The following is a 12,863-nucleotide window of genomic DNA, read 5'->3' on the forward strand; positions in this document are numbered from 1 at the left end:
CCTTTCTTTTAAGACAAATAAAAAATCCCCTTCCCCCTTCTCATAACGAAAAGGACGAAGGGGATGACAATCATCCGCGCTCTGGGTAGAGTGGGAAACGACCTGTCAAGGCAACGACACGCTCACGTGCTTGTGCGAGAACGTCTGCTTCTTCTGGGTGATTCAAGACGAGTTCAATCAACTCTGCGATTTCTTTCATCTCTGCTTCTTTAAAGCCGCGTGATGTCATCGCTGCCGTTCCGATCCGGATACCGCTCGTAACGAACGGGCTCGCTGGGTCGAACGGAATCGTGTTCTTGTTGACTGTGATACCTGCTTCATCAAGCGCGTGCTCTGCAAGTTTTCCTGTGATACCGAGTGGTTGCAAGTCGACGAGGAGCAAGTGATTGTCCGTTCCGCCTGAGACGATTCGGAGACCACGCTTCGTCAATTCTTCACCGAGAACTTTTGCGTTCGTGACGACTTGACCGATGTAGTCCTTGAACTCTGGTGCAAGTGCTTCACCGAATGCAACAGCTTTTGCAGCGATGACGTGCATGAGTGGACCACCTTGGATCCCTGGGAAGATGGCTTTATCGATCGCTTTCGCATGCTCTTCTTTACAGAGGATCATTCCACCACGTGGACCACGCAACGTCTTATGCGTCGTCGTCGTGACGAAGTGTGCATGCTCGACTGGGTTCGGATGCAGACCAGCTGCGACGAGTCCCGCGATATGCGCCATGTCGACCATCAAGTAAGCACCGACACTGTCCGCGATTTCACGGAAACGTTTGAAGTCGATGACGCGCGGATACGCCGATGCGCCCGCGACGATTAATTTTGGTTTATGCTCTTCTGCTAATTTCGCGACGACATCGTAATCAATCATCTCTGTCTCTTGATCGACACCGTATTCCACGAAGTTATACTGGACACCGGAGAAATTGACGGGACTACCGTGTGTCAGATGGCCACCGTGTGACAGATTCATCCCGAGGACCGTATCGCCTTGTTCAAGAATCGTGAAGTAAACCGCCATGTTCGCTTGTGCACCAGAGTGTGGTTGCACGTTTGCGTGTTCTGCACCGAAGATTTCCTTCGCGCGGTCACGTGCGAGATTCTCAGCGAGATCGACGTACTCACAGCCACCATAATAACGGCGACCTGGATAACCTTCTGCGTACTTGTTCGTCAAGACGCTGCCTTGTGCTTCCATGACAGCTTGCGAGACGAAGTTCTCGGATGCGATCAATTCGATGTTATCGCGTTGACGACCTAGTTCCTGGCGCATTGCCGAAAAGAGTGCCTCATCTTGTTGTTTCAGATACGTAAGCGGTGTTTGTTCCATCTGAATTCCCCCATTTCATTTCGATAGACCTATCTTAACACGAATGTTTCGTTCCCGGCATCCCCTAAAACAACATCAAAAAAGCAAGGGGTGCGCAACCCCTTGCATCAATCATTCGTATTTAGCACGTGCGCCACCGATTAATTTCGGTCGTGTCACGGCTGCCGTCACGTGTGCCTCACCAATTTCCTTGTGCGGCAAACGCACCGGAATCGCAACAGCCTTCAAGTGCATCCCGATGAACGTGTCACCAATATCAATCCCGGCATCTGCCTGAATCGTTTCGACGACGACCGGTGCCGAGAACCGCTGATAGGCAGCACTCGCCATCGATCCACCGGCTTCTGGTACGGGAACGACGGTTACTGGATCGAGTCCGAGTCGCTCTGCCGTTTGCCGTTCTAATGTCAACGCCCGGTTGATGTGCTCACAACCTTGGAAAGCGAGATCGACTTGATGCGACCGACGGAAGGCATCGAAGACGTCAAATAACGCGTCTGCGACTTCTGGTGAACCGGCTTTGCCGATCTGTTTACCGATGACCTCACTCGTCGAACAGCCAATCACGAGCAATTTTCCTTTTAAGGAAAATCGTTCATCCAGAGCGTTCAGTGCTTCTTCTAAATCGTGCTGGATGCGTGTTACGTCCATTACTTCACCTCATAATCTGAGATTTTGCAAACGCGGTTCTCATGACGACCGCCTTCGAATTCTGTTTCAAGCCAAAGTTGTGCGATCTCACGTGCCAGTCCTGGACCGATGACGCGTTCGCCCATCGTTAAGATGTTCGAGTTGTTGTGTTGACGCGTCGCTTTCGCACTGAACGTATCATGGACGAGTGCTGCTCGAATGCCCTTGACCTTGTTCGCTGCGATACCGATTCCGATTCCTGTGCCACAAATCAAGATGCCACGATCAAACTCTCCGTTCGCGACTGCCTCAGCGACGGGAATCGCTACATCCGGATAATCAATTGAGTCGGACGAATACGTACCGAAGTCCGTATATTCGATGCCGAGCTCTTGTAAGAGATCGTTGATTTCTGCCTTTAACTTAAAACCGCCATGATCCGCGCCGATTGCTACTTTCATCTCTACTATTCCCCCGTTTGTTTAGGTTGTTTTTTCGGAAGTTTCCGTGTATCCGGAGCTTTTCTTCCGTTTCCGTTCTGCGTCAATTTTAACACAAGACGGTTGACGAGGGGTTCGAGTTCATTGCGTACTTGACGATAGACGTTCATCGATCCGCCGTACGGGTCGTTGATATCTCGTTCAAGCCCTGTCACGTATTCGTATAAGGTAAACGTCCGTTCTTTCAGTTCCGGATACCGTTCACCGACTTCTTGCTTGTGCTGACGCGTCATCGTCAAGATGATGTCGGACCAGCGTCCGAGTACATCATCAAAGACTTGCGTATAGTGCTCGAGTTCGATTCCGCGTTCGCGTAACACTTGTAATGCGTTCTCGGACGCATCGAACCCTTGCATCGAACGTAGTCCTGCTGAACGGACGTCAAATTCCTGATCAGCGACTTTCGAGCGTAGTAACGCCATCGCCATCGGGCTACGGCATGTATTTCCTGTACAGATGAATAAAACGCGACGTGTGCTCATCTCCGTATCCTCCTTCTTCAAGGGCGAATGACCCGACCACCTGCTGCTTTATGGAGGCGGTTGCGGACCGCAAGCCCCACCCCTTCTTCTGATAGGTCTCGTACAAAAATCTGATCCACCGTCGTCTGATCAAATCGCCGTAAACAATCGTAAAGACGTTGTGCCGCCGTCTCCATCGAATTACCAAGGGAGCAGCGAACATCTGCGTCGACGTCCTCCCCATCAAACAAAAGAACGCCCGTCTTGTGTCCGGTTTGTCGTGCATCATCGATGAGTTGCTGTAAGAATGAGAGATCCCCTTCAACGACGGACAGTGTGGCTTCCGGCGCATAGTGGGTATATTTCATCCCGGGTGCCTTCGGTGTAACATCTTTCATCGATAAGGCAGGATCGAGTGTGACAGGACCGATGATTGTCTCGATTTGTTCGCGTGTCACGCCACCCGGTCGTAAAATCGCCGGCGGCATCATCGTACAATCGATGACAGTCGATTCGACCCCGATGCCCGTTTCCCCTCCATCGACGATCGCAGCGATGCGTCCCGAGAGGTCATGTGCGACATGCGCAGATGACGTCGGTGAAGGTTTTCCGGAACGGTTGGCACTCGGTGCTGCGAGACCCAACCCTGTCGCTTCAATTAACTGAAGCGCGAGCGGATGGTCTGGCATCCGTAATCCGATCGTATCTAGTCCTGCTGTGACGAGTGTGGATGCGGTGCCGTTCGATTCAAGGATGATCGTCAAGGCTCCTGGCCAAAACGCCTCCATCAAACGTGCCGCGACATCTGGAATGTGCGTGACGAACTGATGTGCCTGTTCTACGGATGCGACATGGACAATCAACGGATTGTCAGAAGGTCGACCCTTCGCGGCGAAGATTCGCCGAACAGCCGCTTCGTTCGTGGCGTCCCCTGCGAGACCATAGACGGTCTCGGTCGGCATCGCTACGACCTCTCCTTCCTGCAATAACCTCACTGCTTCATCCATTGTCTGTAAGTCAATCATTTCCGTCTTCACGCTGTACAATCCTTTCGTTCCGCATACACGATACGGTCTTTACCGTTTATATCTTTTAAAATACCCGTTTCCGCATTTGGATAACGTTCTTTTAACATCATTTGCACTTCTGGTCCTTGATTGTGTCCAATTTCAAACGCAATCAGTCGAAAATCATGGCGTAGGACCCGTCCACTCTCTTCGACGAGACGTCGGTAAAAGACAAGACCGTCTTTTCCGCCGAACAGGGCGAGATGTGGTTCATGGTCGAATACGACCTCACTGAGTAATTCTTCTTCCTCGATATAAGGAGGATTCGAGACGAGTACCCGCACGGAATCGTCCGCAAGTGGTGCTAGCAAGTCTCCTTCAAGGAATGTCACGTCTCCACCAAGCGTTGCTTGATTTTTCTTTGCGACCGCGATTGCAGCTGGTGAGATATCGACGGTCGTGACCGGTTGTTCGAGTTCAAGCGCAAGCGTGATTCCGATCGCGCCACTGCCCGTTCCGATATCGACGATCTGTCCTGTCGTGAACGTCTCATCTTTCAGACGCTCCGTGACGAAGACGATCAATTCTTCCGTTTCCGGTCGTGGAATCAAGACATCCGGTGTGACACTGAAGTCTCGTCCATAAAAGGGTTGATACCCGATGAGGTGTTGGACGGGAACCCCGTGGACATGAGCGAGCAAGTATTCACTGAATCGTAAATCCTGTTTCGGCGTCAATTCATCCGATAGACGGACAAGGAGTCCCGTCCGGTCGACTTCTAAGACGTGCATGAGTAACCATTCGGCACTCGAACCCTCGCGTCCTGCTTGTTCCATCATCGTTTTTGCATCATTTAAACGTTTTGCAATCCGCATCAGTTTGCCGCCTCCGATGCCCGCGCCTGATACTCCATGACGAGCGTATCGATGACTTCATCCATCTCTCCTTGCAGGATCCGGTCGAGCTTTTGGATCGTCAAACCGATCCGGTGATCGGTCACCCGGTTTTGGGCGAAATTGTACGTCCGAATCCGCTCCGAGCGGTCACCTGTTCCAACAGCCGATTTCCGTTTTTCATCGTATTCGGCTTGTTGTTCACGTTGAATTTTATCGTAGACACGCGCCCGTAAGACCTTCATCGCTTTTTCCTTGTTCTTGATCTGCGACTTCTCATCCTGACAACTCGCGACGATTCCAGTCGGCACGTGCGTGACACGGACAGCGGATTGCGTCGTATTGACAGACTGTCCACCCGGTCCACTCGATGTGAACGTGTCGACGCGGACATCCTTATCGTGGATTTCGACTTCAACGTCTTCTGCTTCCGGTAAGACGGCGACGGTCGCCGTTGACGTATGGATCCGTCCACCGGATTCGGTCGACGGGACACGTTGCACGCGATGTGCGCCGTTCTCGTACTTCAGCTTCGAGTAAGCACCGGTTCCTTTAACGATGAAGATAATTTCTTTATAGCCACCGAGCTCCGTATAGCTCGCATCGATGATTTCGATCTTCCAGCTCTGTTTTTCCGCGAACTTCGAATACATCTTGAAAAGATCCCCGGCAAACAAGGCTGCTTCGTCTCCACCTGCTGCACCACGAATCTCAACGATGACGTTCTTATCATCATTCGGATCCTTCGGTAAAAGTAACGCTTTCAGCTTGGCTTCGAGTTCTTTAATCTCCGGCTCAAGCATCGCGACTTCTTCCTTTGCAAGGTCGCGCATCTCCGGATCCGTCAACATTTGACGTGCTTCTTGATAAGCTTCCATCTTCTCGCGATAGATGCGGTACGTTTCGACTGTCGGAGCAAGTTGCGACTGCTCTTTTGAAACCTCACGCAATTGATTCGTATCATTAATGATGGCTGGATCAGCCAACATATCATTCAGTTTTTCATAACGGTCCTCTAAGGCACTCAATCGATCCAACATCTCGGTCATCCTTCCTGGCGATTCTTCTGTCGTCAGTATAGCAAATATTATGATAGAGGGTGTCATCGTCTTCTCGAAAAGAAGCATTGACAGATTGGTATCCACTTCCTATAATTGGTGTATTAATTGAATTAGTACACTTAAGGAGGTGAAGAAATGTTCACCGTCGATCCGAAAAGTCCGTTACCGATCTATGAACAGTTGGTCACGCAAATCATCCGCTCGATTGCCCGTGGTCTACTCCGCTCTGGCGAACAGATGCCATCCGTCCGTGAACTTGCCGGTACACTCCTTGTCAATCCAAACACCGTCTCCCGTGCCTATCAGGAACTCGAGAGCCGCAACTTCATCGTCACGATGCGCGGCAAAGGCTCGTTCATCTCAGACATCCCCCTCAGTGAAGTCAAACAAGCCGCTATTCAAGATCCACTCATCCGTCTTTGTTCCGTCGCCGACGAACTCTCTATTTCAAACGAAGAACTATACCAACTCATCTTACACATAAGGGAGGATTCCTCATGTTGACCGTTTCTCATTTAACGAAACAAATTGACCGTACCATGATTTATGAAAATGCATCCTTCACCCTTCCAGCAGGAACAATTACTGCTTTGATTGGTCGTAACGGTGCTGGAAAAACGACATTACTCAAGACACTCGTCGGTGCTCTTGAGCCGACACGTGGAAAGGTCGAATGGAGTGGCGAGTCGATCCACCACGTCCCAAAGACGCGAGAGCATCTCTTTCTCGTTCCGGACTCGGTCTCCGTCTATCGTCAGATGACGCTCGGCGAATTAATCAACTTCTACAATGCGTTCTATCCGAACTTCGAAAAGACGTATATTGAAAACTACTGTCGTTCCTCAAACCTTGATCGTGGACGTCGCGTCACATCTTTATCGAAGGGACAAGCACAATTGTTCCTTCTCCAACTGGCGTTCGCGACGAATGCACCCGTCTTATTGCTCGATGAACCGACGGACGGACTTGACCGGATCAACAAACGGGATTACTTAAAGCAGCTTGTCTCGTTACTTGCGGAGCGCCAAACTGCCGTCTTGATCGCCTCACATCAACTCGAAGAGCTCGATTCACTCGCTGATCGCGTCATGACGATCGAAAAACATATCGTCCGCGAACCAAAGGCACTCGACGATGCTAAAGCCAGTATGCAAAAATGGCAAGTCGTCTATGAAGATGTTCCAGAACTTACGCACGCCGATCTCCATGTCTTATCCCAAACGGGTCGCGTCGTGACATTACTCGTCTTATCGGATGAAGGCGCACGTTATCTTGAAACGACGGATCCTTTATTAAAAGATGCACTACCGGTACAGATGGAAGATTACTTCTTAGGGACATTTGGAGGAAAACGACATGGTTAAGCAATTGATCCGCTATCATATCAAGCAAGGCATTTGGCCACTCGCTTGTTTCATTTTGCTCGCGATCTTCAGTTATGGATTTGGTAGTTATACCGTCATTAATGAGTTCGAGAAATACGACCCGTCTCAGCAACCTGATTTACTCAACACTGTACTCGTCAGTCCATTTTTTGCTGGATTCGCAGCAATTCTGATTGCCGTCTTCGCCATCCTGATGCTCGGGTCGGAGCGCGGAAGTGGTCGGAGTGTGATCTTACATGCGTTGCCATTCCCAAAGGTCTGGCTCTTTTGGATCAAATGGGCGATTGGTGTCGTGACATTGATTGTTTTCCCACTCATCGGCTTCTTCATCAGTTGGTTATTGCTACAAGCATTCGGCGATATCAATCCGTTTGATTACGTCACATGGTCGTCACTCTTCCAAGATTTTGGTCTGTTCCTTCTATTTGATGTGACGATTCTAACGATTTTCTTATTCGCAGGAACAATCGCAGGTGATATCATCGGACAACTATTACTCGGAACGTTTTTCTTATTCTTGAACTATTTTACGTATTTCAGCGTCTATGCCGTTGCCTTGCTCGGTTTCGGAACCAAAGAGACCGATTTATCGAAACCGCTCGATTTTCTGATGACGATTACAGCACCGTTCGCCTTACTATTCCAGTATGAGAATACCCTTTATCCTGTCTTGTTCAATTTTGCTTTAACGATCGTTTTACTCTTTTTCGGAAGCCGGTTGTATGTTCGCGGAGCAAACGAACGGCTCGGTCGTTTCACGATTTTCCCAAAGCTTCATCCGGCACTCATCATCACGTTCTCCATTTACACGACGATCTTGCTCGCAGGTATCATTGGTCTGATCGCATCCGAGAATCAATTGCTTTACTGGCTCGCCATCGTGATTCTTGCCTGGCCAACATTCAGTTCCTACCGTCGAATGATCGGGTGGAATCGCTAATAAGACATATGCCTCTTCTGAAACGACTTTTCAGAAGAGGCATTTTTTGTCATCGTTTCTTCACAAAGCTTTACACACGATAAACATGGTTTTCATATTTCACCCGTAATGTGGAGTTTGTAGGTCGTATCGATTATCAAACCCCATCACCTTTCGAGGAGGAACCTGTATGAAATTAAAACGTATCATTCCGATTTTTGCCTTATCGACTCTTTCCCTCAGCACGATGTTCTCGATGCCAGAAGCAGAAGCAAAGACAAAACCTGTGAAATCACCGGAAATCCGTAACGTCATCTTCTTGATCGGCGACGGAATGGGTGTCTCGTATACATCCGCTCATCGTTACTTAAAGAACGATCCATCGACACCAGTTGCTGAAAAAACAGCGTTTGATCAATATCTGGTCGGTCAACAGATGACTTATCCGGAAGATTCAAAGGAAAACGTCACCGATTCCGCTTCTGCAGCGACGGCGATGTCTTCTGGTGTAAAGACGTACAATGCAGCGATTGCGGTTGATAATGATAAATCGGAAGTTAAGACCGTCCTCGAAGCAGCAAAAGAACGTGGTAAATCAACAGGACTCGTCGCAACGTCTGAAATCACACATGCGACACCTGCTTCGTTTGGTGCCCATGATGAGAACCGGAAGAACATGAACGCCATCGCAGACGATTACTTCAAGGAACGCGTCAACGGGAAACATAAAATCGATGTCATGCTTGGCGGCGGAAAGTCGAACTTCGTCCGTCCGGATGTCGACTTGACGAAAGCATTCAAGAAAGACGGGTACAGTTACGTCACGGATCTTGATCAATTGAAAGCCGATAAAAATAAACAAGTCCTTGGTCTGTTCGCAGATGGCGGGTTACCAAAACGGATCGACCGCGAAAACTCGGTCCCATCGCTGGCTCAAATGACGAACTCTGCGATCAAGCGACTCGACACGAATAAAAAAGGATTCTTCCTAATGGTTGAAGGAAGTCAAGTCGACTGGGCTGGTCATGACAATGATATCGTCGGTGCCATGAGTGAAATGGAAGACTTCGAGCGCGCATTCAAAGCCGCAATCGCCTTTGCGAAGAAGGATAAGCATACGCTCGTCGTCGCAACGGCTGACCACTCAACTGGTGGATACTCGATCGGCGCGGACGGCATCTATAACTGGTTCGCCGAACCAATCAAAGCGGCAAAGAAAACACCAGACTTCATGGCGCAAAAAATCGTCGATGGTGCGGATGTCCGTAAGACGTTGACGACGTATATCGATCAAGACAAACTCGCCTTAACGGATAAAGAAATCGATAGCGTCTCTCGCGCTGCTGAATCGAAAAAATTACTCGAGATCGATAATGCGATCGAAGAAATCTTCAACGAACGTTCGCACACTGGCTGGACGACAGGTGGACATACAGGTGAAGACGTACCCGTCTATGCGTTCGGTCCTGCTAAGGAACGTTTCGCAGGACAAGTCGATAACACCGATCACGCGAAAATCATCTTCGATCTCTTGAAATCGAAAAAATAAGGGGAATGTTCATGAAACAGATACTTGCTACTTTGATGCTCGGGACGGTGCTCGCAGGTTGTGGCACTTCCGCATCACAAGACACACCGAAAGAACCATCGTCTGCGAAACAGGAGCAGCCGGTATCGCTTGAAAAAACAAGCGCCTATGTCCCGAACCCACAAATCCCGGACGATCGTGAACTAACGAAAATCGACCAGACCGTTACGGATGATAAGGGTGAATTGACGCTTAAACAATTCAAACGGGTGAATAAAACGCAAAAGATTGGTCCGATTGAGATGACGATCGAAGAAGTCAAAGTTTTTCATGCTCGTCCAAGCTACGGCATGATTGATTTCTTCCATGGTTTCACGCACGATGAATCCTTCGATTTGATCAAGACACGTGTCACAATCAAGAATACAAGTGATGAACCGGTCACGTTCAATCCGGTCGCCCACTTTAAACTCGATGCTACGACCGAAAAGACACTTGAAGACGACGTCTATTTAGAGTCGCTCGCAAAGACGTATGCTCCGTCCGAATCACGAAGCGGTAACTTCGGCTTCATTTTGGAACGACCGGTTGATTCGATTGAGCTTTTGACAAGTGACGTTCTCGACGAAAAACAAGATGTCATCCAAAAAGGAACAGCGTTTTCGACATCCCTTCGTTGACACTCATTCCTACTTCTACGCTCCATCTGTTTTCCGGATTATGCCCGGACGACAGGTGGAGCTGTTTTGATGCCTGCAATCGTTCCATGCTACACTAAAAGCACTATTTGAATGCAAAGGACGGATGATATGCCGAAGTATTTAACCATCTACCATGAGCTCGCGCAGCGTATTCAGGAAGGGACACTTCCTGCTGAGACAAAGTTGCCGTCAGAAACAGAGCTGATGCAGGAGTTCGAAGCAAGTCGCGGGACGGTCCGAAAAGCGATTGATGCCCTGCAAGAGAAAGGCTTCGTCCGCAAACACCAAGGGAAAGGTGTCTTCGTTTTGTCGCAAGAAGCGATTGAGTTCCAGTTCAATGGCATCGTCAGCTTTTCGGAAGCCCATCGCCGGATGGAGCGTCATACCGTCGAGACGGATGTCATCTCGTGTGAGGTCCTCTCCGCCTCTGCTGAGCTCGCTGCGTTATTACATGTGGCACAAGGAACAGACGTGACACGCGTCGAGCGGATTCGTCAAATTGACGGTGAACGCGTCATTCGTGATATCAATCATTTCGTGACTGATCTCGTTCCTGGATTAACGAAAGCTATTGCTGCTGGCTCGATCTATCACTACATCGAGGAGACACTCGGACGCCAGATCAGCTACGCGAAACGAAAAATCGAGGCTCGCCCGGCTACAACTGAAGACCAAGAACGACTCGATCTTCACGATATGACACATGTCATCGTCGTCACGAACGATACGTATTTCTATGAAGGACAGCATTTCGAACGGACTGAATCACGCCATCGTCTCGATAAGTTTCAATTCACTGATATTGCTCGTCGTTGAATATCCGCTGCTAGATGAGGGAATCCGTACATGACGGGTTCTCTCTTTTTTCATTCCATTCAACTTATCTATATAAGTTCTTGACCAACTTATATAGATAAGTTAAGATAAACATGCGCAGATAAGAAAACGTTTTCATTTCAAAAGTGGTCGAGTATGTCACTTCCAAAAAGGAGCATCGAGATGAAACCAAACTATCGTCAGATTGCAGAGCAAATCATTGAGAACATCGGGGGCAAGGAGAACGTCGAACAGGCAGCTCACTGTGTCACCCGTCTTCGTTTAACGCTTAAGAACCAAGAGCTCGTTGATCAAGAAGCCTTACTTGAAGTCCCACTCGTCAAAGGGGCGTTCTTAAACGCTGGTGTTTATCAAATCGTCATTGGAGCTGGAGATGTCGACCGAGTCTATGCCGAATTCATTCAATTGACCGGCTTACAGGCGACGACGATCGCAGATGTCAAATCGTCTGGTGCCGCAAAAATGAATCCATTCCAAAAATTGATCAAAGTCTTTTCTGATGTCTTTATGCCAATCATTCCTGCTATCATCGTCGCTGGTCTCTTGATGGGGATCAATAATCTGTTCGGCATCGAATTTGGTGGTAAGACGATGATTGATCGGTACCCGAATCTGCAAGGATTATGGGACCTCATTAATATGATGGCAAATACTGCTTTCGTCTTCCTCCCAGCACTCGTCGGCTGGTCAGCAACGAAACGCTTCGGTGGAAGTGAGATTCTCGGGATTGTCATGGGTTTAATGCTCGTACACCCAGACCTCTTAAACGCTTGGAACTACGGACAAAGTGCCCTAAAAGGTGAAATCCCGACGTTCAATATCCTCGGTCTCTTTGAAATTGAAAAAGTCGGCTATCAAGGACAAATCCTTCCGGTTCTCGCAGCTGCTTATGTTCTCAGTACGATTGAACGGTGGCTTAAACAACGGGTACCGAATGCGATTCAATTACTCGTTGTACCGATTACGACGATTACGTTGACAGGATTCCTCGCTCTTGCCGTCATCGGACCGGTCACGCGTCAAGTCGGTGACTGGATTACGATCGGAGTCGTCAATACGTTCGAAGCTGTTCCGTTACTTGGTGCCTTGCTCTTTGGTGCACTTTATGCGCCACTCGTTATCACCGGCATGCACCACATGTTCATCGCCGTCGACTTACAATTAATCGGACAAAGCGGAACGACGTTCATCTGGCCGATGATCGCGATTTCGAACATCGCCCAAGGTTCAGCAACACTCGCGATGCTTTTCCTTGCGAAAAACGTCAATGATAAGAACATGGCATCGACATCTGCCCTATCCGCCTACTTCGGAATCACGGAACCCGCCATGTTCGGGGTCAATCTCCGGTTCAAGTATCCGTTTTACGCGGCACTCGTCGGCTCAGCCATCGCGTCTGCCTTCATCGCTGTCAGCGGTGTTCTCGCTCCTGCGATTGGTGTCGGTGGGCTACCCGCTTTCATCTCGATCGTACCAGGCTCGATTTTATCGTTCATCGTCGGTATGGTGATCGCGATCATCGTTCCTGTCGCCTGTACGTTCTTGTTCCACTATGTCTCAACGAAACGCGCAAAAAAAGCCGCCCTAAATAAAGCGGCGTAATTCTAGAAA

General features: G+C 49.1%; 14 protein-coding genes. 7 read left to right on the forward strand and 7 right to left on the reverse strand.

Features of this window, described 5'->3' with window-relative positions:
* Nucleotides 1-70: 70 nt before the first annotated feature.
* The 7 genes from glyA to prfA all read right to left on the reverse strand — a co-directional run bounded on the left by glyA (nucleotide 71) and on the right by prfA (nucleotide 5,861).
* Nucleotides 71-1,330, reverse strand: coding sequence for a serine hydroxymethyltransferase (gene glyA / locus ADM98_RS16335; protein WP_050676955.1), 1,260 nt, complete (start codon nucleotides 1,328-1,330; stop codon nucleotides 71-73).
* 111 nt (nucleotides 1,331-1,441) lie between these two features.
* Nucleotides 1,442-1,981 carry a TIGR01440 family protein gene (locus ADM98_RS16340; RefSeq protein ID WP_050676956.1) on the reverse strand — a complete coding sequence of 180 codons (540 nt, stop codon included), beginning with the start codon at nucleotides 1,979-1,981 and terminating at the stop codon, nucleotides 1,442-1,444.
* Nucleotides 1,981-2,421: a ribose 5-phosphate isomerase B gene (gene rpiB, locus ADM98_RS16345; RefSeq protein ID WP_050676957.1), complete on the reverse strand. Its 441-nt coding sequence runs from the start codon at nucleotides 2,419-2,421 to the stop codon at nucleotides 1,981-1,983. Before rpiB ends, ADM98_RS16340 begins: the two co-directional genes overlap by 1 nt.
* 5 nt (nucleotides 2,422-2,426) lie before the next feature.
* Nucleotides 2,427-2,942, reverse strand: coding sequence for a low molecular weight protein arginine phosphatase (locus ADM98_RS16350; protein WP_023469513.1), 516 nt, complete (start codon nucleotides 2,940-2,942; stop codon nucleotides 2,427-2,429).
* A 17-nt stretch (nucleotides 2,943-2,959) separates the two neighbouring features.
* Entirely contained in the window at nucleotides 2,960-3,958 is a 999-nt protein-coding gene (locus ADM98_RS16355) for an L-threonylcarbamoyladenylate synthase (RefSeq protein ID WP_053454411.1), read from the reverse strand.
* The gene (gene prmC / locus ADM98_RS16360; protein ID WP_053454412.1) at nucleotides 3,955-4,803 is read right to left on the reverse strand and encodes a peptide chain release factor N(5)-glutamine methyltransferase; all 849 of its coding nucleotides are present in this window, start codon (nucleotides 4,801-4,803) and stop codon (nucleotides 3,955-3,957) included. Before prmC ends, ADM98_RS16355 begins: the two co-directional genes overlap by 4 nt.
* Nucleotides 4,803-5,861: a peptide chain release factor 1 gene (gene prfA / locus ADM98_RS16365; RefSeq protein ID WP_053454413.1), complete on the reverse strand. Its 1,059-nt coding sequence runs from the start codon at nucleotides 5,859-5,861 to the stop codon at nucleotides 4,803-4,805. Before prfA ends, prmC begins: the two co-directional genes overlap by 1 nt.
* Nucleotides 5,862-6,017: 156 nt before the next feature.
* Between prfA and ADM98_RS16370 the strand changes: the two genes are divergently transcribed.
* The 7 genes from ADM98_RS16370 to treP all read left to right on the forward strand — a co-directional run bounded on the left by ADM98_RS16370 (nucleotide 6,018) and on the right by treP (nucleotide 12,854).
* Nucleotides 6,018-6,386 carry a GntR family transcriptional regulator gene (locus ADM98_RS16370; RefSeq protein WP_023469524.1) on the forward strand — a complete coding sequence of 123 codons (369 nt, stop codon included), beginning with the start codon at nucleotides 6,018-6,020 and terminating at the stop codon, nucleotides 6,384-6,386.
* The gene (locus ADM98_RS16375) at nucleotides 6,380-7,246 is read left to right on the forward strand and encodes an ATP-binding cassette domain-containing protein (RefSeq protein WP_053454414.1); all 867 of its coding nucleotides are present in this window, start codon (nucleotides 6,380-6,382) and stop codon (nucleotides 7,244-7,246) included. Before ADM98_RS16370 ends, ADM98_RS16375 begins: the two co-directional genes overlap by 7 nt.
* Nucleotides 7,239-8,207, forward strand: a complete 969-nt coding sequence (locus ADM98_RS16380) for a hypothetical protein (RefSeq protein WP_053454415.1) — start codon at nucleotides 7,239-7,241, stop codon at nucleotides 8,205-8,207. Before ADM98_RS16375 ends, ADM98_RS16380 begins: the two co-directional genes overlap by 8 nt.
* 169 nt (nucleotides 8,208-8,376) lie before the next feature.
* Nucleotides 8,377-9,735 carry an alkaline phosphatase gene (locus ADM98_RS16385; RefSeq protein ID WP_053454416.1) on the forward strand — a complete coding sequence of 453 codons (1,359 nt, stop codon included), beginning with the start codon at nucleotides 8,377-8,379 and terminating at the stop codon, nucleotides 9,733-9,735.
* Between the two features lie 11 nt (nucleotides 9,736-9,746).
* On the forward strand, nucleotides 9,747-10,394 hold the full coding sequence (locus ADM98_RS16390; protein WP_053454417.1) for a DUF4352 domain-containing protein: 648 nt from the start codon (nucleotides 9,747-9,749) through the stop codon (nucleotides 10,392-10,394).
* Nucleotides 10,395-10,523: 129 nt separating this feature from the next.
* Nucleotides 10,524-11,231 carry a trehalose operon repressor gene (treR, locus tag ADM98_RS16395; RefSeq protein WP_053454418.1) on the forward strand — a complete coding sequence of 236 codons (708 nt, stop codon included), beginning with the start codon at nucleotides 10,524-10,526 and terminating at the stop codon, nucleotides 11,229-11,231.
* 183 nt (nucleotides 11,232-11,414) lie between these two features.
* Complete coding sequence (gene treP, locus ADM98_RS16400; RefSeq protein WP_053454419.1) at nucleotides 11,415-12,854, forward strand: PTS system trehalose-specific EIIBC component; 1,440 nt, start codon at nucleotides 11,415-11,417, stop codon at nucleotides 12,852-12,854.
* The last annotated feature ends 9 nt before the right edge of the window (nucleotides 12,855-12,863 follow it).

Source organism: Exiguobacterium sp. BMC-KP (assembly GCF_001275385.1).
Taxonomy (GTDB): Bacteria; Bacillota; Bacilli; order Exiguobacteriales; family Exiguobacteriaceae; genus Exiguobacterium_A.

Coding starts and splice junctions, on each gene's coding strand:
- glyA (WP_050676955.1), bottom strand. CDS start 1,330: ATGGAACAAACACCGCTTACGTATCTGAAACAACAAGATGAGGCACTC.
- ADM98_RS16340 (WP_050676956.1), bottom strand. CDS start 1,981: ATGGACGTAACACGCATCCAGCACGATTTAGAAGAAGCACTGAACGCT.
- rpiB (WP_050676957.1), bottom strand. CDS start 2,421: ATGAAAGTAGCAATCGGCGCGGATCATGGCGGTTTTAAGTTAAAGGCA.
- ADM98_RS16350 (WP_023469513.1), bottom strand. CDS start 2,942: ATGAGCACACGTCGCGTTTTATTCATCTGTACAGGAAATACATGCCGT.
- prmC (WP_053454412.1), bottom strand. CDS start 4,803: ATGCGGATTGCAAAACGTTTAAATGATGCAAAAACGATGATGGAACAA.
- prfA (WP_053454413.1), bottom strand. CDS start 5,861: ATGTTGGATCGATTGAGTGCCTTAGAGGACCGTTATGAAAAACTGAAT.
- ADM98_RS16370 (WP_023469524.1), top strand. CDS start 6,018: ATGTTCACCGTCGATCCGAAAAGTCCGTTACCGATCTATGAACAGTTG.
- ADM98_RS16375 (WP_053454414.1), top strand. CDS start 6,380: ATGTTGACCGTTTCTCATTTAACGAAACAAATTGACCGTACCATGATT.
- ADM98_RS16380 (WP_053454415.1), top strand. CDS start 7,239: ATGGTTAAGCAATTGATCCGCTATCATATCAAGCAAGGCATTTGGCCA.
- ADM98_RS16385 (WP_053454416.1), top strand. CDS start 8,377: ATGAAATTAAAACGTATCATTCCGATTTTTGCCTTATCGACTCTTTCC.
- ADM98_RS16390 (WP_053454417.1), top strand. CDS start 9,747: ATGAAACAGATACTTGCTACTTTGATGCTCGGGACGGTGCTCGCAGGT.
- treR (WP_053454418.1), top strand. CDS start 10,524: ATGCCGAAGTATTTAACCATCTACCATGAGCTCGCGCAGCGTATTCAG.
- treP (WP_053454419.1), top strand. CDS start 11,415: ATGAAACCAAACTATCGTCAGATTGCAGAGCAAATCATTGAGAACATC.